The organism is Alteromonas sp. ALT199 (genome assembly GCF_018619335.1).
Lineage (GTDB): Bacteria > Pseudomonadota > Gammaproteobacteria > Enterobacterales > Alteromonadaceae > Alteromonas.
The window spans coordinates 57921-82294 of the sequence record NZ_JAHHDX010000016.1 but is presented as its reverse complement, the minus strand read 5'-3'; the positions used below and the strand labels follow the sequence as shown (position 1 = coordinate 82294).

General features: G+C 43.9%; 19 protein-coding genes and 1 pseudogene. 6 read left to right on the top strand and 14 right to left on the bottom strand.

Annotated features, from left to right (window positions below):
* Positions 1–103: 103 nt before the first annotated feature.
* From sstT to KL866_RS02470, 5 genes are all read right to left on the bottom strand, one after another.
* Positions 104–1324 (bottom strand): serine/threonine transporter SstT, encoded by a 1221-nt coding sequence (sstT, locus tag KL866_RS02490; RefSeq protein WP_214993112.1) that lies wholly within the window; start codon positions 1322–1324, stop codon positions 104–106.
* Between the two features lie 114 nt (positions 1325–1438).
* Complete coding sequence (locus KL866_RS20530) at positions 1439–2860, bottom strand: S41 family peptidase (protein ID WP_214993109.1); 1422 nt, start codon at positions 2858–2860, stop codon at positions 1439–1441.
* 111 nt (positions 2861–2971) lie between these two features.
* Complete coding sequence (locus KL866_RS02480; RefSeq protein WP_214993106.1) at positions 2972–6721, bottom strand: AAA family ATPase; 3750 nt, start codon at positions 6719–6721, stop codon at positions 2972–2974.
* A 4-nt stretch (positions 6722–6725) separates the two neighbouring features.
* Positions 6726–8324, bottom strand: coding sequence for an exonuclease subunit SbcD (gene sbcD, locus KL866_RS02475; RefSeq protein WP_025256389.1), 1599 nt, complete (start codon positions 8322–8324; stop codon positions 6726–6728).
* A gap of 242 nt (positions 8325–8566) precedes the next feature.
* Entirely contained in the window at positions 8567–9859 is a 1293-nt protein-coding gene (locus tag KL866_RS02470) for a TMEM143 family protein (RefSeq protein WP_214993104.1), read from the bottom strand.
* Between the two features lie 208 nt (positions 9860–10067).
* Here KL866_RS02470 and KL866_RS20440 point away from each other — a divergent pair, with 208 nt between their 5' ends.
* Complete coding sequence (locus KL866_RS20440) at positions 10068–11366, top strand: PAS domain-containing methyl-accepting chemotaxis protein (RefSeq protein ID WP_025256391.1); 1299 nt, start codon at positions 10068–10070, stop codon at positions 11364–11366.
* Positions 11367–11499: 133 nt separating this feature from the next.
* On the opposite strand, the gene KL866_RS02460 is transcribed toward KL866_RS20440, so the two are convergent.
* Positions 11500–11823: a DUF3718 domain-containing protein gene (locus tag KL866_RS02460; RefSeq protein ID WP_025256392.1), complete on the bottom strand. Its 324-nt coding sequence runs from the start codon at positions 11821–11823 to the stop codon at positions 11500–11502.
* 325 nt (positions 11824–12148) lie between these two features.
* Here KL866_RS02460 and KL866_RS02455 point away from each other — a divergent pair, with 325 nt between their 5' ends.
* A complete protein-coding gene (locus KL866_RS02455; RefSeq protein ID WP_214993101.1) occupies positions 12149–12751 on the top strand; it encodes a YigZ family protein in 603 nt (200 codons plus the stop codon).
* 175 nt (positions 12752–12926) lie between these two features.
* Here the strand turns inward: KL866_RS02455 and KL866_RS02450 are convergent, their stop codons facing one another.
* The 3 genes from KL866_RS02450 to KL866_RS02440 all read right to left on the bottom strand — a co-directional run bounded on the left by KL866_RS02450 (position 12927) and on the right by KL866_RS02440 (position 16214).
* A complete protein-coding gene (locus tag KL866_RS02450) occupies positions 12927–13463 on the bottom strand; it encodes a redoxin domain-containing protein (protein ID WP_025256394.1) in 537 nt (178 codons plus the stop codon).
* A 231-nt stretch (positions 13464–13694) separates the two neighbouring features.
* Positions 13695–15641 carry a M1 family metallopeptidase gene (locus KL866_RS02445; RefSeq protein WP_214993088.1) on the bottom strand — a complete coding sequence of 649 codons (1947 nt, stop codon included), beginning with the start codon at positions 15639–15641 and terminating at the stop codon, positions 13695–13697.
* Positions 15642–15785: 144 nt separating this feature from the next.
* Positions 15786–16214 carry an organic hydroperoxide resistance protein gene (locus tag KL866_RS02440; protein WP_214993085.1) on the bottom strand — a complete coding sequence of 143 codons (429 nt, stop codon included), beginning with the start codon at positions 16212–16214 and terminating at the stop codon, positions 15786–15788.
* A gap of 140 nt (positions 16215–16354) precedes the next feature.
* On the opposite strand from KL866_RS02440, the pseudogene KL866_RS02435 reads away from it, so the two are divergent.
* The 3 genes and pseudogenes from KL866_RS02435 to KL866_RS02425 form a co-directional block, all read left to right on the top strand.
* Positions 16355–16780 (top strand): annotated as a pseudogene (locus KL866_RS02435) (MarR family winged helix-turn-helix transcriptional regulator); the annotation flags it as partial.
* A gap of 166 nt (positions 16781–16946) precedes the next feature.
* On the top strand, positions 16947–17603 hold the full coding sequence (gene trhA, locus KL866_RS02430) for a PAQR family membrane homeostasis protein TrhA (protein ID WP_025256398.1): 657 nt from the start codon (positions 16947–16949) through the stop codon (positions 17601–17603).
* A gap of 24 nt (positions 17604–17627) precedes the next feature.
* Positions 17628–18143 (top strand): hypothetical protein, encoded by a 516-nt coding sequence (locus KL866_RS02425; RefSeq protein ID WP_025256399.1) that lies wholly within the window; start codon positions 17628–17630, stop codon positions 18141–18143.
* A gap of 120 nt (positions 18144–18263) precedes the next feature.
* Here KL866_RS02425 and KL866_RS02420 read toward each other — a convergent pair whose 3' ends face one another.
* The 4 genes from KL866_RS02420 to KL866_RS02405 form a co-directional block, all read right to left on the bottom strand.
* On the bottom strand, positions 18264–19205 hold the full coding sequence (locus KL866_RS02420; protein ID WP_025256400.1) for a hypothetical protein: 942 nt from the start codon (positions 19203–19205) through the stop codon (positions 18264–18266).
* Positions 19206–19222: 17 nt separating this feature from the next.
* Positions 19223–19981: a hypothetical protein gene (locus tag KL866_RS02415; protein ID WP_214993081.1), complete on the bottom strand. Its 759-nt coding sequence runs from the start codon at positions 19979–19981 to the stop codon at positions 19223–19225.
* The gene (locus KL866_RS02410) at positions 19981–20511 is read right to left on the bottom strand and encodes an RNA polymerase sigma factor (protein ID WP_025256402.1); all 531 of its coding nucleotides are present in this window, start codon (positions 20509–20511) and stop codon (positions 19981–19983) included. Before KL866_RS02410 ends, KL866_RS02415 begins: the two co-directional genes overlap by 1 nt.
* Positions 20512–20813: 302 nt before the next feature.
* A complete protein-coding gene (locus KL866_RS02405; protein ID WP_025256403.1) occupies positions 20814–21722 on the bottom strand; it encodes a hydrogen peroxide-inducible genes activator in 909 nt (302 codons plus the stop codon).
* Between the two features lie 311 nt (positions 21723–22033).
* On the opposite strand from KL866_RS02405, the gene KL866_RS02400 reads away from it, so the two are divergent.
* On the top strand, positions 22034–23011 hold the full coding sequence (locus KL866_RS02400; RefSeq protein ID WP_025256404.1) for a universal stress protein: 978 nt from the start codon (positions 22034–22036) through the stop codon (positions 23009–23011).
* An 87-nt stretch (positions 23012–23098) separates the two neighbouring features.
* Here KL866_RS02400 and KL866_RS02395 read toward each other — a convergent pair whose 3' ends face one another.
* A complete protein-coding gene (locus tag KL866_RS02395) occupies positions 23099–24370 on the bottom strand; it encodes an inorganic phosphate transporter (RefSeq protein ID WP_025256405.1) in 1272 nt (423 codons plus the stop codon).
* Positions 24371–24374: the final 4 nt, after the last annotated feature.

Genomic DNA, 24374 nt, shown 5'->3' with positions numbered 1-24374 from the left:
CGGACAAGTTAACCCCATGAATAGATTATATTTTAATCCTTAAATTAAAAAAAGAGAGCTTTCACCCTCTTTTTTAACTATACCCCTCATTTATACAAGCTTATCACTTCAATTCAGCCCTTTCACATGCAGCGGCGGTAAACAAGACATCAGTAGAACTATTTAGTGCTGTTTCAGCAGAGTCTTGCAGTACGCCAACAATAAAGCCCACAGCAACCACCTGCATGGCCACTTCATTAGGTATATTAAACAGGCTACAGGCAAGCGGAATAAGCAGTAGCGAACCACCTGCAACACCTGAACTTCCACATGCTGATACCGCAGCGATAACGCTTAACAGTACAGCAGTAGGAAAATCTACAGAAATACCTAAGGTGTTAACCGCAGCCAGCGTCAACACGGTAATTGTGATCGCAGCCCCAGCCATATTTATAGTAGCGCCTAACGGAATGGATACCGAATAGGTGTCCTCATCAAGCTTTAAGCGTTTACATAGCGCCATGTTTACCGGAATATTCGCCGCCGAACTACGGGTGAAAAACGCCGTAATACCGCTTTCTTTAAGGCATTTGAAGACCAAAGGATAAGGGTTCTTTTTGGTTGCAAAAAATACTAATAAAGGGTTGGTCACAAGTGCGATAAATAGCATTGCGCCAATCAGTACCGTTAATAAATGAGAGTAGCCAAGCAATGCTTCAAAGCCTGTTGTAGCAATGGTATTAGCTACCAAGCCGAAAATACCAAATGGCGCAAGCCTGATAACAAAACTCACTACGGTTGTTACGCTATCTGCCATATTTTGAAGTAGCGCTTTCGTTGCCTCGCTAGCGTGTCGAAGGCCTAAACCTAGGCCTACAGCCCAAGTAAGAATACCGATGTAGTTTCCATTTACTAGCGCATTCACTGGGTTATCCACCATGTTATAAAGCAACGTGGTAAGCACTTCCGACACCCCTTTTGGTGCAGCTTGACTAATGTCGGAGGTCACTAAACTTAAACTTGTGGGAAAAGCGAAGCTTGCTAATACGGCAGTTAGCGCAGCCAGTAACGTACCTACGAGGTACAGCACCAAAACGGGTTTGATAAAGGTTTGCTCGTTTTGCTTGTGATTGGCAATGGACGCCATGACCAAAACAAACACTAACAGAGGCGCAATCGCTTTAAGGGCCTTTACGAATAAGCTCCCCAACAGCCCTGCTGATTGAGCAGCTGAAGGTGAAAAACTCGCTATCGCAATACCACATACAATACCGATGATAATTTGCAGTACCAAACTGCCATTCATGTAGCGCTGAAACAAGCTTGGGCGTGATGTTGAATCCATAAATGTTGGTCCATTATTATTTTGACGAAGCACCATAAAGGATAACGCCCAACAAATGAACCTGTTTAGTCTTAGTTACACGCAAATAACCGCACGCTGGCCGTTTATGAGGGTTTACATGCCTTCAAGTATCTTTTGCGTATAAGACGTCCACTCATAAATAGGGATCTCTTCGTCAATATAATAGTCTGGCTGAATGCCCACTCCATCAATGGCCATGTGGGGGATGCGCAAACTTTTGGTTAGACTGTAATGCAAAGTAAAAGTACCGCTCGGCGAATCAGTTTGATACATATTAGAGATATCAAGTACACCTGCGGTGGTTTGCCCAAACAACTTTACTTTCTTGCTTTGTTTAGCCGCCAGTAAGAACTGCTCAGCGGTACTGCCATTACTCGAATCTACAAGTACGCCTATACTTTTTGGCAAGGGTTCAATTTTATCAAATGTCTCTACTGTTACATCTTCACCAATATTGATGTAGCTACCAATGTGTTGCTGAAGTATGTCGTACCCGTCTTTGGCCCATTGCTTTTCTTCGTCACTAAAATGAGGGTTTTGCAAAAAGCCGAGCATTCTAGAATTGTTAAGCTCGGTGGATAAGTATTCCACGCCTACAGTGCGAATAGGGTTGGTGTATAAAATTGGTAGCAAAGAAGCATAGCTTGCATCACTACCACCACCGTTTCCTCGGATGTCGATAATGAGGTTTTCGGTTTCTAAAATCGTATCCAGGTGCTCAGCGATAACCCCGTCGATATCTTTTTTGAAGGCATGGTCGAAAGACGGTATGCGAACTAATACTGTGTTCACTGAAATTTTTTCGAATAGCGGAGCCTTTGTACTTAGTAGGCGAACATAGCGTGTTATTTCAGGCGACGATTCTTCTCTCGGTTCCTGGCGCGACATAACAATGAAGCTATTGCCCAACACCACGTCATTGTTACCCAAGAGTGTCATGGTATCGATTTGTCGGGCGGAGTGATCGCCCATAAAAAACGTCACTTTTGCAGTATTGCTGTCTGCAGGGTCGTTAAGGATGAACTTTACTTGTCCCGCCTTCCATGAAGGGTTGGTACTTTCAACGATATAAGCCTTATGGACATTACCCTCTTTTTTAAGCGCAACCGTATAGCTTGAGAATTGCCAGATCCCTTCAAGGGTTTCGTCACGTTGGCTTTTCAAATACTGTTTAAATGCCGATAAGTCGAAATCATGCACTTCCGATTCGGGTACCGCTTCCTCTGAACCATTCGTATTTAGCGCAAGACCAATGTGCCCCTTGCGAAAAAATGTAAGCCAGTCGCTAAGCACCGTGTGGCATTGCGCTTCACTTTTCGCGCTTTGTATCCGAGTAAGAGTGGCATTATTGTGGGCGAAATAAAGGTCCTGCCCGTTTTTCTCGACGCTATATTGAAAACCAGCATCGTTATTTTCAAATGTGCTTTTTAGCCATGTAAACTCACTTTCACACTGAAAGGTACTACCAAACGAACAGAAAGAGGCAAAAAGAGGGAATATTACAAATCGTTTCACTGTTTATGATGTCCATATCTACTTTTGATAACGATAAAGTATCATAAAACCATGATCTTGCGAGCATTTACCAAGCACATACTTTTAAACAAACGTTTTAGCTACTAATTCCTAAGCGGTGAGTTCACCCACCGCATAAGGTTTTTCTAGTGCACTTAACCCTACACCGTTGCGTTTAATCACTTTAAGCTGAGTAGGAATACGCTCTTTCATGGCTTCAATATGGCTTATCACACCAATCATTTTTCCACTGGCATTTAAGTTGTCTAGGGCATCAAGGGCCACATCCAAAGTTTCTGCATCCAGGGTGCCAAAGCCTTCATCTAAAAACAGCGAATCGATGCTGGTTTTGTGACTGACCAAGTCAGATAAAGCTAAAGCCAGCGCTAGGCTCACTAAGAAACTTTCTCCGCCAGACAGGGTTTTGGTATCTCGCACCACGTCGCCTTGCCAGGTGTCTAATACACTCAAACCCAACCCTTCGTTTTCTTTTCGCATTAGCTGGTAGCGACCGTGTAATTTATCAAGCTGCTGATTAGCAAGCTGCACTAAGTTGTCCAGAGTAAGCCCTTGCGCAAAACGTCTGAATTTATCGCCGCTTGCCGAACCAATTAACGAGTGCAGGTAAGTAATATCATCGTAATAGGCATCGAATGCAGCCATCTCTTCTACAAGCTGCTGCTGCTTTTCACGGGCTTTATTGTTAGCGCTTAGCTGCTGTTCAATTTGCCCTAGGGAAGATAACAGGGTGTCACGCTGCCCGGCTTGCTGGGTAATTTTCGTATCGAGCCACTGTGCACCGTGCTCTTCTAACTCGCTCTGCCACTGCGCTGCGTTAGCATGGGCTTTCAGCGATTGTCGTGTAGCCAGCGCGTTTTCTAGCTTTAAGTCTGCTTGTTGTTTTTTCTGCGTTAATCGCTTTTGCAGTGCAAGCAAGGTGTGACGGGTATCTTCGTCTAAGAGCGCATTGCTAAACGCCTGCTCATCGTCAAATGGGCTGCTTGCCAACTGACGGTTAAAGTGCTCTATTGCTTCTGTAAGTGCCATTTCTTTTTCGTTTAATTGTTCGTTTAATTGAGCAATTTCTGCTTCTAAACGAGACAAAATAGTGTCCGTTTGTTGCAGGCGAGATTTGCATTCATCTACGCTTCGTTCAGCCTTTTCTTGGGCAGCGCCTGCCTTATTCCTTGTTTCAGCAATATTGCCTTCAGGAAATACGTTTAAGCGTGAATCACGCAGCGCCTTTAAACTATTATCTAGCTCCACAAGCTCTTCAGATACATCCTTCAGCTGATTCTCAGCGCTTTCGATGTCTCGGTTAAGCACAAGCAAGGTACTGCCTACCTCTTGCAACTCATTTTTAAGTTTGGCGTGTAGCTGATGATTGTGTTTATAAGTTTTAAGCGCTTTGGCTTTTTCATTTAACCATTTGGTGATTCCATCAATAGACAGATTGTGAATGTCGGCACCGTGCGCCGACATAGTCTCGCTGAGCGCTAAAATACTATTGTTAATCCCTTGTGTTTTGTTCTCTAGCTCCACATTGCGTTCGGTGAACTGCTTTCCTAAGGTTTCGCGCTGCTGCAGCGAAACAGCATGCTCTGACTGTTTGGCTTGTAGCAACTGTTGCGCCTCATTTTTAGCCTGCAGTGCAGCATTTAAAGCTTGCTCGCACTCTTCTAAACGCGTTAATTGGGCACTAATGTCATCAAGACGGGTTTTAAACTGTTCGGTAAATTGAGCGACGCTTTGCGATGTATTAATGTCGACCTTTTCAAAGCTCGGTATATCAGCGCTAAGTACGTTTGAAAGCTGCTGCCACTTTTCTAGCAGCGTATCTCGTTGAGCGCTTGCCTGTTCTAGCTGCTTATCAACCTGAGTAAGGGTGTATTCAGTGTGTGTAACGCTTTCTTTTGCCCGCGCCCCTTGCTGCTCAATATCATCTAACTGCTGCTTTAAGCTATCTCGTTTTTGAATAGTTTCAGGCACATCTATAGCCACGCTAGACGTGGTGTGCTCGTTAGCCCCACAAACAGGGCATGGCTCGCCACTTTTTAACTGTGCGCGCAGGTGCGCCACTTCAGCATCCAGGGCGATAAGCGCCTCTATGTCTTTTAAATTACTACGAGTTTGCTTGTAGGCGTCAACCAAGGCTTGGCGGTCAGATTGCTGCTGGGCTAGTTGCTTCGTTAAGTCTTCTTTCTGTGCACTCAGCGATACTTTGTCTTGCTCTAGAGCCAAATATTGCTGTTGAATATGCCCTAGCTGTAACACGTTATCCCAATGATGAAGCTTGGTATCGCGCTCTTGCTGAAGGCTTGCTTTGCTGGTTGCACTAGCACTATTAGTATCAGTTAGTTTATCAGATAGCGCGGCGTGAAGTGCCTTTTCGCACTCGGCAACTTGCGCGTTTTTGTCATCGAATGTCTGCGTTAAGGTGTTTAACGACTCATTTGTTATTGCAATAGCTTCATCTAGGGATGAAAACGCCTGACGATCATTCTTTACACTTTGTGTCAGTGTTTCTAACTGCTTCTGATCATGTTCAATATGGCGCGCCGTTTCACTCCAGCCACTTATAAATTCTGCAATGCCGCTAAGTGAATGATGTTCATTCAAGTAGGTTTCAAGTTCACCAAGCTTGGTCTTGTTATCTGCCGAAGCGTTCTCTATTTCTGTGCGCTTCAGTGTTAACGCGTTTATTGACTGTCTTAAACTTGCCGCGCTTTCGTTTGCTTTTTGCTGTTCAGTAGTGAGCTGCGCTATTTGGTTATCAAGCGGCACCACCTGCTCGTTTATGCGCTTTTCAAGCTCACTGCTTTGTTGCTTTGTATGCGCTAGCGCTTTTTCGGCATGGGTTACTTCTGAACTAAGTTGTGCCTTTTGCGTTTTTAAGCCGGGAAGCTGCGTAGCTTTCTCGTCGAGCCTTTCTTTATAACGGGTTACATCCTGCAGAAGGGCGTTTCTTTGCAAAAATGGCAAGCGAAGCTTTTCAGCCGGCTCGCTTTGAGTTAGAAGATCAAGCTCATGCTTCGCCTCATTGATGGCATTATTCGCGGCCTGCTGCGCTTCACTGGCTTCTTTAATGGCGAGCTCGTTGGCGTTAAACGCATGTTGCCACTGCTGTTGCTTTTGCAGTTCAGTAAGTGTTTGGTTAAACGCTGCGACTTGGTTCTTGGTTTGTGCTTGTTCATCTTCAAGCTGAGTGATTTGCTCGTCGCTAAGTAAGGTTACGCCTTCTAGCTTTATCTCAAACTCTTTTTTCTTTTGTTTAGCGTCACTAAATTGCTGATGTACCGCCTGTGATATCTGCCCGTAAATTTCGGTGCCGGTTAACTCTTCAAGCAGCTCGGCTCGGTCGGCCTCGTTAGCATTTAAGAATGCAGCAAAATCGCCTTGCGACAACATCATAGACTTGGTGAAGCGGGCAAAATTAAGGCCGGTCAGCTTTTCAATCTCTTCACTTTTCGGCCTAACCTGAGTGGCTAATACCTTGCCGCTTTCAACTTCAGCAAGCTCAACATCGGCACTTTGCAGATTACCGTCAACTTTCCCTCTGGCCCGACGCATACTCCAAAACGCACGATATGCTTTACCCTTAATATCAAACTCAACCTCCGCCAAACACTCCGCCGTGCCGCGAGTCATGATGTCGTTGTTTGACGTTGAAATTGGCCCCAAGCGAGGGGTTTGGTGATAAAGCGCTAAACATATGGCATCAAGCAGCGTGGTTTTACCCGCCCCTGTTGGGCCAGTAATGGCAAACAGGCCATTGTCGATAAACGGCGACTGGGTGAAATCTATCTTCCACTCCCCTTTTAGGGCGTTTAAGTTTTTAAGGCGTAAGGTCAATATTCTCATTGTGTTACTCGCCCTTCCCTTTGTGACCGTGTTGTTGAGCATCGCCTTGCTCAAGCTCTGCCTTACCTATTTCCGTTGATGTAGAATAACTTTCATTCTGCGAAGACGCTCCAGCGCTAGTTTTACGGGCTGCACGTGGTAGCGATATTTCACCTGACACGTCGACATCTTCATCATTAGTGTGAACCCGCTCTACCGCTTCATTGAACAGCTGTCTTATCCTGTTTATGCGTGAAGCGCTTTTCTCTGAAGCTGCTTCTTCAGTTTCTCCGGCACTTTGTGCCGATTCAGGCTTGGTTGCCTCTGCTGACTCACCACTTGGGTTATCATCTATGCTCTCAAGAGCCAAACGCGCTTCAAATACGTCGTTTACCGACAGTTCACTAAGCTGTACATTTTGCTTTTCCGTTAAACTATTTGCCGTGCGCTTACGCTTGCGTTTCAACTGCAAGATTTCAGCGTTTTTTCCCTCTAATAAGCCCTGAATACGTTGCTGTAGATCAGTCAGATAGTCTTCTGTTTCAACTTCAATGCATAACCACACTGGGTCTTTAGGGCTAATGGCGTTTTCCGTGGCGCTAAGCGTTTTATTCAACTCGCTAAAGGCTTTATCTACTTCGCTAACGGCATCATCTGTTTGAGAAGCTAGCGCGATAGCTTCGCTTTCATTAATGGCCGCCTCAATCGCTTTTAAGTCACCTTTTATGACTTCCATGGCCTGAAAGCGCGGTACCGGAAGCGTTGAGATAGTTGGCGTTGTGCTTTGAGATTCAAACGAAACTAACACCACTTGCTTTTGCGTGTTCAGCTCATCAAAACTAAGTGGTATGGGCGAACCTGAATAGCGAATATGTTCGGTTTTTGCTACTTTCTGTGGCCTATGAATATGCCCCAGCGCAATGTAATCGGCGGGCGGAAACCCTTTAGCGTCAAAGCCTTCAAGGGTGCCAATGTAAATATCACGCACACTTTCTGACTGACTCACGCCTAAAGCAGTTAAGTGCCCTGTAGCAATAATAGGAATGGCAGCGCTATTTTTGCTGCCCTCTTTTATTCTCTTTTCTTCCATTAAGGCGCGCAATGACAGCGCTTCATTATAAAGCGCCACGTAATGCTGCTTTATCGCATCGCCCAGCGCTTGGCGCTTGTCAGTGGCGCTTTGCCCTGCCTCACTGACTAGTACATCACGTGGGCGAATAAAGGGAACAGCACACAGTACGGCACTGGGTAGCCCCTTGCGATCATTAAGCGTGACTACTTGTTCACTTATTTCGCCATACGTACTAGCTATAACGTGGCTATTTAAATATTTCAGCAGAGCCTTACTTTCGTTTAACACCGACACTGAATCGTGGTTTCCACCTAACACTACCAGTGTACAACTCATGCCTTGTAGTTCACCGATGAACCCGTGGTAAAGTTCTCTGGCATAGCTAGGCGGCGTGCCCGTATCAAACACATCACCCGCGACAATAATCGCATCTATTTGATGCGTTTCTACTTGTTGAAGAAGCCATTTGAGGAAGGCGGCATGTTCGTTTTTGCGGCTTTTCGTAAAAAAACTCTGACCTAAGTGCCAGTCAGATGTATGCAATATTTTCATGTAGAAGTGAACCAGGCTTGTTGCATTGGAGATAGAGAAACGCTTTGGGCGCTGCGGTCTGAAGATCTAGTTCAACACACCGTTCAGCAACTATAGAGATTTTGTGGTTTTATGACAATGGTTTGATAACTCGGTTACTGGCCTTAATTCTCTTATGCCACGCGTGTCTAAATGTTCGCTTCGCAAAGAATGCAGGTGGAATAACCCAGCACGTGCAATCTTTTAGTCTGCACAAGAATAATTTAAACAGGCTGGTAAATGTTGTCCCAGTAATCATCGAGTATCTTGACAGCATCATGAAGCGTCCGAGCAACGTAAACATCGCCATTTCGTTCGACTAGTTCCATAGTTAAAAGTTTGTCTATAGCATCGGAAACATCGAAATCGAGAGCACAGTTGAGCTCTTCTAAAAAGTAGGTTTCTATTGCGCTATCAAGGGTTGTCAATACCATTCCACCAGCGGCAATCTCCCGCTCTGTACGCACCTCGCAGAATGCAGCACCGCCCTCTACAGACACTTCACTACATTTAAGCAAAAACGTATAGGCCAATAAGGCTTCTTTGCAGTTTTCTTCCTCTGCGGCATCAATTAACGTATGAAATACACCTGCGTTATTGTCTAAATTTTTAAAGTACAAATTGTCGGACAGTGCTTTCATAAATCGAATTTTTCGGTTTTTAAACTTTGTCCATTCCTTAAAGATAAAGCTACCAAATACGCCCATGCCAATACCAAAGGTGATTAAGCTCTGCTTAGTTAATTCCACTTCTTCGTTTTTAAAGCCCAGCCAGAACGCCAAAAAGGACGCCATAAGAAGCAGCGACGCGCCTAACTTAGTCACCAAGACGACGGTGCCGCCTATTGCAGCCGAAGCACTAATAATCAGCTTATCTAGCGGACGCATTTTGACTTCGCTATTGGGAAACAGCATTTCTAAGTCTGCTTTAGGTACGTTTTGAAAAAGCTTTACTATGGTTGAGCCAGGTTTGAAGGTTACCGGTATCTGGCCCTTATCTTTAAAGTAAGTCTCATCTTTAAAAGTAATATAAACAGCTACTTTGTCATAGTTGGTAAACGACACCTGCTTTTTGCGTAGCCCGAAAAAGGTACGTACAGTTTCCGTTTTTATAGACTCCCCCCGGCGATAGAACACAACATCCTCAAAGTCATCGAAGCTTACCGCGAGACGCACTTTGAACAAGGATTCTTCATTCAGCGCAGCTTCCAAATCATCATCTGTGACTTTCTCAAAATTTGCTGCGTTTAAGAGGTTGGCAAAACCCTTGGCAAAGGCTTTTTGGTTCAGCTTGCGTACCCTTTCATTCGAAGATTGCAATTCACGTGTGTCTTTATTTGGATCGAAATGGCTGTAGCTGTCTTTCAGCGCTTCCAATTGCTCGTGATACTGGTAGTGAATACGATTCGCTAACAAGGTTGAGAAGTATCGGAAGTTAACAATCTCGTTCGCTAGCAAATTTTCACATAAAGTAGCGATATCGCGTTTGCGAAAAGGAATAAATCGTTCTAATGGCATCAGGTGGTCTTATGAGTTTTATTGATTCTTGTACGATGTGAATAGTTACCGTAGTGTAAGAAAAACACAACCATTCTCAACGGAATTAAGCCCATTGGGTAATATTTAGGCCGTAAATTCCGCCTAATGTCTAAACGAATTAATCCCCCAAAGAATATAATCTACACTATACTTATTCATAATAATGCATGTAACTTCAGGAGACGTTATGTTCGTATCAAGCTCTCGATACAATAATGACATATCGGCTCTTAGGGATGAGAGTCAAGGTTTGCTTGGTACGCTGGATGCGTTCAAAAATAATATGGCTTATGCCATCTATAGCACCGATGGGCAGTGTACCTTTGCCTCTCAAGCATTACTTTCCATTTTGAACTACCCAAACTCCACAGTAGCATCGTTTTCCCATGCTGCGATGCGTGTAGAAGGTATTGAAACCGAACATCAATACAAAGCGTTTTGGCAACAGCTTGTCAATGGTGGCAGTTTTAGCGACACAGTGGCTAGAAAGTCAGCACTTGGTGAAACTAAATGGCTTAAAGCAAGCTATGTTACTGTGAATAGAAACGGTAGTTTGGAAATTCATGCTATTTATCATGATATTACTGAGCACGAAAAAGCATATTTTGAAGGTAAAGCAGTCACTGATGCGCTAAACAAATCAATGGCGGTTATCGAGTTTGAACCAGACGGAACAATTATTACGGCAAACGAAAATTTCACTGCCACAGTAAAATACAATTTGTCCGACATTCAGGGCAAACACCACCGCATGTTTTGTAATGATAAATTTTATCAAGATAATCCCAATTTTTGGGATAATCTTGCGCGTGGAAATTTCTCTTCAGGTCAATTCGAACGAGTCGATGCTAACGGTAATACGTTGTGGTTAGAAGCAACGTACAACCCTGTTTTTGATGCCTCAGGTCGTGTTACTAAAGTTATTAAATTCGCTTCAAATATTACCGACGCCGTGAACGAAAAACATGCCATTGCTCAAGCGGCAGAGTTAGCGGTATCAACAGCAGAAGAAACCTCTCAGATTGCTGCTGATGGCGCCTCTTCCTTACAGCGCAGCGTAGAAACTTTCGACGTTGCTCTTTCAGAAGTTGAAGAAACCAATCTACTCATGCACGAGCTCAGTGAACAGTCGCTTAAGATTGAAACCATCGTTACGACCATTAGTGGTATTGCTGAGCAAACTAACTTGTTAGCGTTAAATGCTGCGATTGAAGCAGCACGAGCTGGCGATCAAGGCAGAGGTTTTGCCGTGGTTGCAGATGAAGTGAGACAGCTTGCACAGCGCACTAGCGACTCGACGGTGGAAATAGAAAGCGTGGTTGCAGAAAACAGGAAACTTGCAGACAAGTCCACGAAGAAGATGGCCGGAGTAAAAGATAGCGTGGACCAAAACAGTCAGCAAATTGCGCAAGTTCAAAGCATAATTGATGAAATTCAAAAAGGTGCGTTGAATGTATCAGAAACCGTTTCTGGTATTCTTCGTTAACAAACATTGAAAATTACTAAGAAGGGGCTGTTGATTATCAACGGCCCCTTTTTCATTAGAGATTGTGTTTTACTCTGGTAAATATTTTAAGTCCGTAAACACTGAGAGCGTTTTTTTACCTGACACTTTTGCACTAGTTAGTATGCGCAACATTAGCAATGTGCTGCTGTTGAATATTCAGATACTTCTTAATGCTGTCGCCATTTTCACCATACTGGTCGACAAAGGCCGAAACCGTTAAGCCATTACAGGTCATTTCTTCTGCAACGTATTTTTTATCTAACGCTGATGCTTTAATTTGATTGTGAAACTTCCATTTATTTCCGGAAGCGGCCGTTACGCAGAGGTTAGACGTTACCGAATCGTCAGAAGGAGTGAACTCAACAGAAGCTAAAGCGCTTCCAGTGAAAAGAGATGTAAGAGCAATAATGGTAAGGGCAGTAGTACGTGATTTCATAGCATGATTTCCTTATTGGGACGAAGTTACCTTGTAGTGGCAATACGTCTTAGCCACATTCACAATTACAATTACTGTTACAATCATTGCGCCAACTTTAAAAAACCTTTTATCTTCAACATCTTAACCTTAACAAAAGAAGTATTTGCAGACTAATTGTCGAGCACTAGTGCCACCTTTCGACAAATTTAACTAATTAGTAGCATTTTTGACCACTTCGTTTCCATATGTTTTTTAAGGCCATAAGTCTCTTTGTTTACCGATAAAGTGCGTAACCTAGCCCATTTGTCTTAAATAAAAAATTATCTTCGCTTACAATATAACGATGACTTATCCCGTTCCCGCTAAACAGGTTGAAACCCTGTACGAAATTAAAAAAAGTAAATTCATCGCTTGTGCTGGCTTTGCCAACTCTCGTGAAAGTGCAATGGCGCTTTTAGACAGCGTTAAGCAACAATATCCCGACGCAAGACACCACTGCTGGGCCTATATCTTTGGTAATCCTACCTCTCCCACTAGTGCAGCTATGGCCGATGACGGCGAACCTAGCGGTACCGCAGGAAAACCCATATTAAATGTGCTTCAGCATAAAGATATCGGCGATATTATGGTTATTGTTACGCGATATTTTGGCGGCATTAAATTAGGTGCAGGTGGGTTGGTAAGGGCTTATTCGGCAGCAGCTCAGCAAGCCATTGACGCTCTTGAAGTAAGACAAGAGATTAAGCTAGAACCACTAAGCGTGAACATCGATTTTAAGCATGAGCAGTTCGTACGACACTTAGTGGAGCAAGCGAATGGAAAAATTGCAAACTGCGACTACGGTAGTAGCGTAGTTGTTGAAGTTGAGTTGCCAATAGATGCACTAGATGACTTTAAAAAGCAGATGGCGCCTATTGCGTTTTCAGTGGCAGTAAAGGACAAGTAAACCTTATAAAAATAAGATGCTGGTAGTGACATCAAAAGTAGCTTTGGGCTGTTTTCGCATGCAAATTAGATAGGCTCAGTAAGTGAAGTGCCCCCAGTGATTGGATAGTCCAACTATAGGGAGGCACTTTATAACAACATTAAAACTTCTTTTCTGAAGCCAAAATTTCCAATAATTACCCTTTAAACGTGCCTCGAATAGGATAGTTATTCTCTGGATTGCGAATAAACTCTAGGCCAGATACAAGCTGTTCTAAATCAGGGCGAACAAAAGGCGCATTCGCGATTTCAGCAATGTGAATTTCATTGTCACCGTTAAGCACAAACAAGGCTGGCTCTGCGAAGTTATGATCCGTTTCTTTTTCTGAACGAGGCTCAGAAATGTACAAACCTAGCTTTTCCATATCGCTTTGCGACAAACCGTACGCAATCGGGTAGTTTATCGACAAGTCATCTAAATGCGCTTCAAGCTGATCTTTACTGTCGCCGCTTACTGCAACGACATCAATATTAAGCTCACGTAGTCGACCTGTGAAATCTTCAAGTTTATTTAGGTATTTGGTACAAATCGGGCAGTGCTTACCACGGTAAACCACCACCATTTTCCAGTCACATCCATCGCCCTTGTCAGCCAGCGATATAGTTTCGCCAGTTGATAGCGTTGCCTTTACTTCAGGAAAAGTAGTAGCTGGGTGCATCTTTTGTGTATACATAAAAACTCCTTAACGATTAATTCAAATCCTTCAGCGTGCGGCTAGCAAATAAGCTGCTCAGCTACACTTGAATTACACTAGGTAAACGTTAGTACGCTTTTCCTAACTTTAAGATCGCCCTTTTGAACAATCGTTCAATTTTTGTTTATAAGTATTACTCTTGGTAGAAATAAAAAAGCAGCGCCTGCTGCGCTGCTTTACTTGTTACTATATTAACAGAACCACTGATGATTAATTCACATAGCCTTCATTCGCTTTCACCGTAAGTGGGTGATAGCCAGATTTAGCTTCTTCAAAAGCGCGCTTTGCAAACGCTTTGCCTTCTGGCGTTTTAGATAGCTCGCGATAAAGCGGCTTAACCAGTTTATTTCGACCAATCGAAACCAGGTAACTATACAAACGCTCAAACGCAGGCTGATAGTTATTCTCTACTGCAATCATCAACCAGCTATGGGCAATTTCGTTATTTTTAGTCGTTGTTAGTGAAAACGCTGAATCAAGCTCAGCAAGTTGAGCTTTGCTTAACGTTTCAGGCATGTTGTTTAAGAAATACAGCCACTCATGTACTGTCCATTGCGCTGTTTCAATATCTGTCGCTTTCACATCGCCTGTTAGCCATGCGCTTCGTGTATCATCAATTTTAGTGAAGGCATCAGATTCTGGCTGCGGTGCGCCCTTTGGAATACCGGGTTCAAAAATCCAGGTATGAATACGATCTGCATCTAGCTTATCTGGATACTGCTTTAACAAGGTGTCATCTAAGTAGGCGATAAAAGTGTCGGTGGTAATGCTCTTAAAGGCAAAGTCTTTAAAGTATTGCATTAAAAACGCATCAAAATTCTCGCGACCTATCTTCTGTTCGATTTCACGTAAGAAAAGTGCGCCTTTTTCGTAAGGAATGTTTGAAAAAACATCGTCTGGGTTGCGGCCTCGAAGGTCGACGGCAAGGATCTCATCATTCTGATCTAGGGCTGCAATATCGTTCTCTAAATCTTGATAACCTAGCACCGCTTCTTTCTTAAAGCGATCATGCCCATAAATCATCTCCATAATTCGGTAGGTGAGATAAGTCGTAAAGCCTTCGTTTAACCACAGGTCGCGCCATGTAGCATTGGTGACGGTGTTACCAGACCAGCTGTGTGCCAGTTCGTGAGCTATTAACGACACCAAGCTTTTATCACCTGCGATAACCGTTGGCGTAATGAAAGACAAACGAGGGTTTTCCATACCACCAAACGGGAACGATGGCGGTAGAATGAGAAGGTCGTAACGGTCCCACTGATAAGGGCCATAAGTTTCCTCTGTTACCTCTAACATGGCTTCGGTATCTTCAAATTCTTTTGCGGCGCTTTCAAGAAGCGCGGGTTCTGCGTACACACCCGTGCGCTCACCCATAGCTTTAAACTTCAAATCACCGATTGCTAAGGCAATAAGATACGAAGGGATAGGCTGTGGCATGGTGAACTCATATTCACCGTCGCGGGCAGTAGTAGGGTCGTTCGACGCACTCATCACTGCCAATAGGTCTTCAGGTGTTTTTATCGTAGCGTCATAAGTTACCCGTACTTGCGGAGAATCTTGAAGTGGAATAAAGCTTCGTGCGTGTACCGCTTGCGCTTGGGTAAAGAGAAACGGATGCTTTTTACCCGCAGTTTGCGCTGGCGTTAACCATTGTACGCCAGACGCTTCAGGCGAGGTTGAGTACGCCACCGTTACCGCGTTTGCTGCGTTAGGTAACGTAATAGAAAGAGGTGTGCCTAAGTCTTTGTCAGTTTCACCCATTGCAAAAGGAACGCTTTCACCGTCAACGGTAACACTTTCAATGTTTAAAGCGCGTGTATCTAAAACTAGCGTGTTGTTTTCAGGCGTTGTGCGTTTTACATCAAGAGTTACGTCACCAATAAGCTGCTTAGTCTCAAAGTTAGCCGTTAGATTTAGGCTCAGATGAGTAACCCTAATCTCATTAGGGTTCGCGAAGGAGTGATAATCTACCCCAGAGGCAATAGCTGCGTCAGCTTGGTTTGCTACTACAACATTTTGTGCTTCGGTGTCTGAAGTTGAGCCTACGCTAAAGGCTTGATCTTTGTCTGTCTTGGCTGCATCTACATTGCTGTTGTCGCTGCATGCGAACAACGCTGGCGCGCATACAAATGTAGCCAGTAATCCGTACTTTTTCATATAACTTCCTAAAGGATGATTAATACTAAATTAGTGTATCAAGCTGTTATATGACTGGCGAATCTAATTCAATAAACACGCCCGCTGCTGCGGGCGTTACTATCAACGTTTATTGCGTTAACACCTAAAACGGTTTTCGTGAAATTAGACTAGGCTTATTTCTACTTCAATGTTGCCACGGGTCGCATTTGAATATGGACATACCTGATGGGCAGTATCGACTAAGCTTTGTGCTTGTGCTTTGTCTATATCGCCCAAATCAACTGTCAGTTTAACCGCTATAGCAAAACCTTGCTCAATAGGGCCAATTGATACATCGCCCGTTACGCTAATATCATCAGCTAGCTTTAACTTTTGCGATGCAGCAACGTGCTTAAGTGCGCCAATAAAGCAAGCCGAATAGCCTGCCGCGAACATTTGCTCAGGGTTAGTGCCTTCACCACCAGCGCCCCCCAGGGCTTTAGGTGTAGACAATTTAAGGTCTAAATTACCATCACTAGATTTTGCTGTACCTTCGCGACCGCCGGTTGCAGTTGCACTTCCGGTATAAACGACTTGTTGAAGCTTATGCATAGTTGTTCTCCTGAATTATTAATTAAAACATTTGCTTTGCATGCAAAATAAATTAACACCGAACCAACTTGCAGATCAAGTACTTTGTATGCAAAATATAAACAGCATTCAAAAAGCAGTATTAATAAGGGTTAAGTGTCATGTCTGAATTATTGAAGTTGGAAAATCAGCTTTGTCATCGTTTTTATACGCTGTCGAATGCATTCACTCGCGCTTACCGCCCACTTCTTAAAGCGCTAGATATCACCTACCCTCAATATGTAACATTAATGGCCCTGTGGGAAACCGACGACATCACTATTGCTGAGCTCCTAGATAAAACAGTAATAGATGGGGGTGCCATGTCTCTCATTCTTAAAAAGCTGGAAGAAAAGGGCTTTTTGGTCGTGACTAAAGATGAGAGCGACAAACGCGTTAAGCGCGTACAGCTGACAAAAATGGGTAAAGAACAGAAAGTCATAGCAGAAGATGTACCCGCGCAAATGCTTTGCAAGCTCAATGGTATGAGTGCAGAAGAAAGTCGCACGCTAAAGCACCTTCTAGATAAACTAGGCGGCTGTTTGAAAGGACCGATTTGTAAATCCTTTTGTAATCTTATCGTCATTACACCATCAGCGTTTTCTGTTAATATTTTCACATTGAGCGAACAAGTGTGCGCTATAATTGTCCAGATATGCGAATAGACAAATAAGAGGTGCGCGTATTTCTACTGATTACAAAACAGGAGACGTGATGACAGACGTAAAGGAACAAACAAAAGCTATTTCTGCCAAAGCTTACTCCGTTTTAGAAGAGTGGTTAAATAGTATTACTCACGGCATTGGCTTTATTGCGGCTATCGTGGGTTTAATATTTATGCTGTATCGCGCTGAAGATACACTGGCGCTAACCACGGCCGCCATTTACGGCTCTACCCTCATTCTGGTTTTTTTAAGTTCTACGCTTTACCATGCAATTTCGCATCAAAAAGCAAAGGGCTGGCTTAAGTTATTCGACCATAGTGCAATATATTTATTGATAGCGGGTACTTACACACCTTTACTATTGGTTTCAATTGGTGGCGTATTAGGCATTACCATGACCGCTATTATTTGGAGCTTAGCGCTAGGTGGCGTCGCGTTTAAACTTATCGCTCAGCACAGATTCCCAAAAGTATCGGTAATGACTTATTTATTAATGGGCTGGATTGCCCTAGGTCTTATCTATCCTCTATATGTCGCCCTGCCCGGCGCTGGCCTCTGGCTATTGGTAGCAGGGGGGCTTTGTTTCAGCGTAGGCGTGTGCTTTTATGTGGCAAAAAAGGTAAAGTACACCCATGCAATTTGGCACTTGTTCGTTATCGGTGGATGTAGCTGCCATTACTTTTCTATTTATTACTTCGTCGTTTAACAAAAGGCTTTAGATAACGCAGCTATGCAAGAAGGTAAGAAAAAAGAAGACAGCGCAACAGCAAAACCGAATATCGCGTGGTTTTCACTGCGCGCCGGACAAATATGCCTTGGTAAAAAACCCGTTGAAAGTGATTTTGAAAGACTTAAATCACTAGGCGTGACTCACGTGGCTACGGTACAAACCAGTGAAGAGAACGCACCGATTATTCGCGATAGTTCAAACGCGGCTGGGTTAGAATGGTTATGGGTTCCCTTTTTACACCCGTCGTCAGAGTCTCCCACCGAAGATGTACACCTTCACCAATACCTTCATGAGTTGTCTCAAATGTTGACTGAGGGAGCCAAGATATATCTACACTGTGATGGTTCACAGCACCGCTGTAGTCTTTTGTTCTATGCACTTTGCCACTATTGCCGCGTTCCATCTAACAGCGCTTACAATGCGCTGCACAGCTTTGGCGCTAGTGCGGCTAACAACCTTAAAAGATCCGAACTCACATGGGCTGCAGAATTAGGGCGTATCGCACCTAAAATGTAGGTCATTAAAAATGCGCCTTTGTTGACAATGAAGCTAAGAAAGGCGCACCTTTTGTTTAATAGCGCAAAGCGTTTACAAGTAACAGGGCTAATCGCAACTCATAGCGTCATGTTTTTCTGCTCAAAACTGATAAATGTTAGCGTTGGTGAGAAGCTTATTTGCGTCTATTTTTTCTTGAACGCAACGTACTATATCGGCACGAGTAAATACATAAATTCGGTCCCTACGCTCTCGACTTTCGTCAATTTCAAAATCCTTAAGTACCATGCTGAGGTGTTCATTTTCAGGCAAACCGCGAAGACCAGACCCGAATCGGCATAAACTCTCACTCATGCCAGATTCGAAACCGGCTAAAAACGTTTTGCGAGCCTGCTGTTGCTCAGCTTTACGTGCCTCCATCTGCTTTTCTTGCTTCTTCTCAATTGCTTTAAGCTCATCCTTCATACTTTTTTCTTTCGCTTCTAATTCCTCAAGCTGCTCACCATACTGCTCTTTTTGCGTAAGTAATTCCTTTTTTCGCGCTTCGTCAGCGTGACGCAATTCGAACGTGATATCTCGCAGTTCTCGCTCTACTTCTCTTGCTTCCCAAGCAAGCTCGCGCTGCATGTTACGTAAGTCCCGTAAGCGATTGTTGTTATCAGAAAACGCTTGGGAAAAACGGTGACTCGTCTCTTCTGCGTAGGCTTCCCACTCCCTCGCGGCCTCAAATACAATATCATCCACATCGCTAAACGAGTTTGCCGCAGAAACCGGAGGTGCAGGCGGAGCCGGTGGCACTGCGCCAACCAAACCTTCTACCAAGGATTCAATTTCTCGTACCCAATTACCACTTTTCCCCCTTACCGAAAAAGTAAACACTGCCCCCTGCCCCGCTAAATAACTAGTTTCAATGTGACTCACTCTCCAGGTATCTGTAGCAGCATTTTGTCGTAGGGACGTTTTAAGCACCCCTGACATTATTTCTAACTCGTTCGATAGCGTGTCATATTTTTGCGCGGTTTGTGCACTTGCAAGGCCGCTAGCAGCTGAGCAAAGTAGTAAAGCAGATAATAATTGTTTCATAATTTCACCTAGTTACATTAGTCATCTAGCGAAGACTGTGGATTGTTTGTGGCGTACGGTATTGTTGATGACACGCCTGACCGGCTGTTCGGCAAATTTACCGCGCTGTACCCTATTTCAATATCATCGATTTCATCTTGAAGACGCGTAAATTGGCGTGCGTAGAATCGCTGATCATCAATTCGCTGCTCGTTAATAAATTTAATAAGCTCAGCGAAGTCATGCTTGCGCTCTTCTCGGCTCGACGCTAATAAGTACTTGGTAAGTTCCGCACTGCTTTGTTGCTGTTGAGTAGATAGCGCATGAGCATACTCTTTGAAAAGTGTTTGGTTTGCTTGTTGATAGAAGTCACGTTGTTCACCTAATGCTTTGGCAACTTCTTGTGTAACCCGTTGGTCAACCATTTCATCGACGCTGCTTGAACTATTGTTTAATAACGTAAGTGCTACTTTGTTATCGCTATATGTGAGTTTTGCACCAGTAAGAACGGCTAATAGCGCACACGCTGACATGGCCATGGCGCACGCTGGCAAGTTAAACCAAGACCAAAGCGAACGTGGTTCATCTTTCTTGAAGAAGATCCGTTCTTTGCCCCACGGTGGAAGTGCTGGGGCAACGAAGTTTGAACTTGCGTTGCTAAAACGAACGCTATTTTCTATCACCTGTGCGAATTTATCATCTGACTCACACAGCGCTTTAAACTGCTTCTCTTGCTCGCTAGTAAGCGAGTTGTTCAGATAAGCTGAGAATAAGGCTTCTTTGTCATATAAGGTCATTATTCCAACTCCAACTTCAATTTTGCCAAGGCTGCGTAAAGTCGCGACTTGGCGGTATTAACTGAGATATCCATTTGCTGTGCAATTTCTTCAAATGTGAAATGGCCGAAGAATTTCAACTCCACCACAGCTTTTTGGCCTAAAGGTAAGGTTTGCATGGCCTGCGTTAACGCTCTACTTTCCCTATCACTATAAAGCTGCATTTCAGGGCACGGCGTATCACAAAGTGGCGCTTGTATGTCGTCGATATCTGTGTGCGGTTTTCGCTTGCGATACAACTCAACACAGCGACAGTGGGCAATACGATAGAGCCAGCTTTTAAAACTGCCCTTTCCTTTAAAACAGGCAAGGCTGCGAAACACAGAGATAAAAATCTCCTGCATTAAATCTGCTGCATCATGGCTATTTCCCGTCATTCGAATACCGTATTGATACATTGCGGTTTCGTAGCGAGAGATAAGCGTAAACCACGCTTTTTTATTGCCCTTTAATGCCTGTTCCACGAGTTTCTCATCTCGTTTTTTAAACACGCCATTCCCCGTTTTACGCTCTATTTTTTTACTTAACCATTAAGTCGATAAGCTTTGCAAAAAAGTTTGTTTATTTTAAAAATAAATGTCTATGTAAGCTCAGTATCACCGTAATGGAGACTGGATTCGAATAAAGAAGTCAGGTTCAAAATATCAGATTGAAGAAGTGAGGTTGAAAAAATGAGATTGAAGAGCTCTAAGCAAGGTAAAAGAATAACTATTGTTACCAACAAAAAACGGCTGAACGCACGCGTTCAACCGTTTTAAATGAAAGGCTAAAAACTGCGCCTTCAGCGCAAGCGTTATTTTAAAGTTGGCTTTGGCAACAGAGGCGAAATAATTTCACCTATACGACGAAACAGCTGCATACGAGTTGTGCCTGAACGCCATACTAGACCAATCTCTCTAAAGCCCTGTTCTTCTGCCGGGAAGCTCTTAAGACCGGTGTGCTCAAGAATGGATTGATTGATCGCAAGTTCAGGCAAAAAGGTGTAGCCCATTTTGCTATTCGCCAATTGCACCAAGGTGTACAGACTGCTTGCTGCCACGCTGCTAATCTGGTCGCTATGTTGAAGGTTACATGCGCTTACGGCGTGGCCTGTCATACAGTGTTCTTGCTGAAGTAAGAAAATACTCTTTTTAGGCAAGGTAGAGATATCGACAGGGTTGGGCAGTTGCTCGGCCATATCTTCATGAGCAATAAGGTGAAACGGGTCGTGCCCCAAGACCATTTGTTTGCACCCAGGGGTGTCCATTGGCAGCGCTAAGATCAGTAAGTCTAATCGACCGTCAGTCAATTGCTGTAGCAACTTCTCGGTGGTGTCTTCCTGCATTTCTAAATTGATCTCAGGTAGAAATGCAGAAAACGCTCCCAACATGCCTTCAAATAAAAACGGCGCTATTGTTGGTATAACACCTAGCTTTAACGTGCCTCGCTGCCAGTTACCCGCGTTTTGCGCATACTCAACAAGCTCGCCGGCTTCTTGAAGGAGCATTTTGCTGCGCTCAACAATATCCAAACCTAATGAGGTGAACACAAACGTTTTATGTTCACGTTCAAGAAGCTGGCTTCCAAAGTGTTCCTCTAAATTTTGAATGGCAGTACTCAATGTTGACTGACTTACATTACAGCGCTGGGCTGCTCGGTGAAAATGCTGCTCTTGATGTAGCGTCACCAAATAGTGCAGGTGCTTAAGATTAGGCCATTTCATGGATATCTCACTATTATTCAAAAAGGGATTAGAAAATATTGGATTAATCTAACATAAAGATTAAATACAGCCTAGCGCTGTAACCTCCACGTAACTTGTACTACCGTCTACTATTTCAAGCAGCGTATAGACATTCACTGCAGCCCTTCAATTAATAAGAACCTTTTAAGAATTTATAGTTTCCCGCTGGAAAGCCCTTATAAGTAGCGTTAGGATTAAGAAAGTATGTTAATTATCACGTTTTTTTACAGCGAAGTAAGACACGCTCTTGTATCATTCAGTCAATAAAGCGAACCACTATTGAGGGCAGTATGAAAGGACATTATAAAAACATTTTATGTGTGTTGAGCGACTCACATCGTCAAGATGACACAGTTGCTCAAGCACTGCATATCGCCAAAGCTCACCAAGCCTCGCTTACTGTTATGCTTTCTTTAGAATCACTACCGCCTAATGCGAGTATGGTCATGGAGTCATTCTCTTACGTGGACTCTCAGCAAACCATGGAAACTCAGGCTCAGGTTTGGTTGAAGCAGCAGGCTGAAAGCTGGAGTAAACAATATGAAGTGTCGACAGCAGTAACTGTGGGGCACCCGTTAATTGATATCGTTCGCTATGTAATGACTAACAATATCGACTTAGTCATAAAGCGAGCAGAAGAAAGCTTTTTGGACAAACTGTTTGGCAGTTTGGATATGCAGCTGTTTCGCAAATGCCCCTGCCCTTTGTGGGTGATAAACCACAAGCCTCGCAGCCAATACAAGAACGTAGTAGCCGCACTAGATCTTAACTATCATTACCCGAACCACGAGGTTTCAATAAGACGCGACCTTAATCGCGATATATTGCGACACGCTAGCCAAATAGCCTTATTAGAATTTGCCCAGCTGCATATTGTTCACGTGTTTGATGCGGTACCTGAAAATATAGCCAGAGATGGCTTTATTACCGTCGATAACGACAGAATGGAAACTGATCTAGCGAAAATTCACGCTGAGCGTGAAAAGGAATTAGAGAAGCTACTTTCTGAACTTTCTGATGAACTTGATGACAATGTTTGGGAATACCTACAGCCTAAGAACCACATTGTGCACGGCTACCCACGTCGGGAGATTGCTGCCACAACCACATCGCTAGATACAGATGTAATTGTTATGGGTACAGTATCTCGTCTAGGCGTGCCAGGTTACATTATGGGTGATACTGCAGAAGAAACCATCCACCAGTTAAAATGTGCTGTGGTGGGTGTTAAACCAAGAGGATTTGAGTCGCCAATTTCACGAGGTTAATACGGTTAATTGACTATCGACTTAAATCAAAAAGGCCGCGCTTCATTGAAGCGCGGCCTTTTTGAATATAACAATAAGGTTAGCTTACTAAGCTACGCCAAACGCTGCTTTCAATATAAAGAAGAAAATAATTGAAAGTAGTGCACCTGCCGGCAAGGTTACAATCCAAGACACAACGATATTTCTAACAATACCTAGGTTCAGTGCAGATACACCACGCGCTAAACCTACACCTAGAACCGCACCCACTAAAGTTTGCGTAGTTGAGATAGGTAAACCTGTACCCGATGCAATTACTACCGTACACGCTGCTGCGAGTTCAGCTGCGAAGCCGCGGCTTGGCGTTAAGTGTGTGATACCTTGACCAATGGTTTTAATAACGCGGTGACCAAATAAAGCAAGACCTGCAACAATACCTAAACCACCTAATGGTAAAATCCACCAAGCAAGCGTTGCGCTTGAGTTAATCTCACCACCGCTAGTAACAACACTTACTACAGCCGCAAGAGGTCCAATCGCGTTGGCAACATCGTTAGAGCCATGGGCAAACGCCATACAGCATGCAGTTACTACCATAAGCAGCGCAAATACTTTTTCAACGTTTGCTGCCTGTAAGTCTGCATCTTCAGAACCGCTGAATTTCATGCGGCCGATGAACCATTTACCCAAGAAACCCAGTGCTACGGCAATAGCAATCGCCAGTAGATATCCGTTAACGGCACTTAGCTCTAGACCAACGTGTTTAAGGCCTTTCTTAATGGTAACTAGCGACATAACGAAGCCCGCTAATGCCATGTAGAACGGCACATAACGTTTAGCATTGGCAAACGGAGCTGCGGTTTGGAAGATAAGCTTATGAGCGCTCATAAAGATAAGATAAGCAATGATGCCTGATATAGCAGGTGTTACTACCCAACTACCTACAATACCACCCACTTTGTCCCACGCTACTGCGTCCATGCTGACGCCAGTTGCCGTAAAGCCGATAATGGCACCTATAATTGAGTGCGTAGTAGATACAGGCCACCCCAACCACGACGCTACCGCTAGCCATATTCCAGCCGCAAGTAATGACGAGATCATGCCTAATACAAGGTATTCAGGTATGTCTATAAAAAAGGTTGAGTCGATAATCCCTTTTCGAATGGTAGACGTTACTTCGCCACCTGCGAGGTAGGCGCCAGCAAACTCAAATATCATTGCAATGACAATGGCTTGTTTTATGGTTAAAGCTTTAGAACCCACTGACGTACCCATTGCGTTGGCAACGTCATTTGCTCCGATACCCCATGCCATGACGAAACCAACGCCGGCGGCAAGGATTATAAGAATTAGGCCATAACTTTCAAAAAATTCCACGGAT

What these genes read in the sequence shown, in the direction of transcription:
- sstT (WP_214993112.1), bottom strand. Translation starts at nt 1,324, where the DNA reads ATGGATTCAACATCACGCCCAAGCTTGTTTCAGCGCTACATGAATGGC.
- KL866_RS02480 (WP_214993106.1), bottom strand. Translation starts at nt 6,721, where the DNA reads ATGAGAATATTGACCTTACGCCTTAAAAACTTAAACGCCCTAAAAGGG.
- sbcD (WP_025256389.1), bottom strand. Translation starts at nt 8,324, where the DNA reads ATGAAAATATTGCATACATCTGACTGGCACTTAGGTCAGAGTTTTTTT.
- KL866_RS02470 (WP_214993104.1), bottom strand. Translation starts at nt 9,859, where the DNA reads ATGCCATTAGAACGATTTATTCCTTTTCGCAAACGCGATATCGCTACT.
- KL866_RS20440 (WP_025256391.1), top strand. Translation starts at nt 10,068, where the DNA reads ATGTTCGTATCAAGCTCTCGATACAATAATGACATATCGGCTCTTAGG.
- KL866_RS02460 (WP_025256392.1), bottom strand. Translation starts at nt 11,823, where the DNA reads ATGAAATCACGTACTACTGCCCTTACCATTATTGCTCTTACATCTCTT.
- KL866_RS02455 (WP_214993101.1), top strand. Translation starts at nt 12,149, where the DNA reads ATGACTTATCCCGTTCCCGCTAAACAGGTTGAAACCCTGTACGAAATT.
- KL866_RS02450 (WP_025256394.1), bottom strand. Translation starts at nt 13,463, where the DNA reads ATGTATACACAAAAGATGCACCCAGCTACTACTTTTCCTGAAGTAAAG.
- KL866_RS02445 (WP_214993088.1), bottom strand. Translation starts at nt 15,641, where the DNA reads ATGAAAAAGTACGGATTACTGGCTACATTTGTATGCGCGCCAGCGTTG.
- KL866_RS02440 (WP_214993085.1), bottom strand. Translation starts at nt 16,214, where the DNA reads ATGCATAAGCTTCAACAAGTCGTTTATACCGGAAGTGCAACTGCAACC.
- trhA (WP_025256398.1), top strand. Translation starts at nt 16,947, where the DNA reads ATGACAGACGTAAAGGAACAAACAAAAGCTATTTCTGCCAAAGCTTAC.
- KL866_RS02425 (WP_025256399.1), top strand. Translation starts at nt 17,628, where the DNA reads ATGCAAGAAGGTAAGAAAAAAGAAGACAGCGCAACAGCAAAACCGAAT.
- KL866_RS02420 (WP_025256400.1), bottom strand. Translation starts at nt 19,205, where the DNA reads ATGAAACAATTATTATCTGCTTTACTACTTTGCTCAGCTGCTAGCGGC.
- KL866_RS02415 (WP_214993081.1), bottom strand. Translation starts at nt 19,981, where the DNA reads ATGACCTTATATGACAAAGAAGCCTTATTCTCAGCTTATCTGAACAAC.
- KL866_RS02405 (WP_025256403.1), bottom strand. Translation starts at nt 21,722, where the DNA reads ATGAAATGGCCTAATCTTAAGCACCTGCACTATTTGGTGACGCTACAT.
- KL866_RS02400 (WP_025256404.1), top strand. Translation starts at nt 22,034, where the DNA reads ATGAAAGGACATTATAAAAACATTTTATGTGTGTTGAGCGACTCACAT.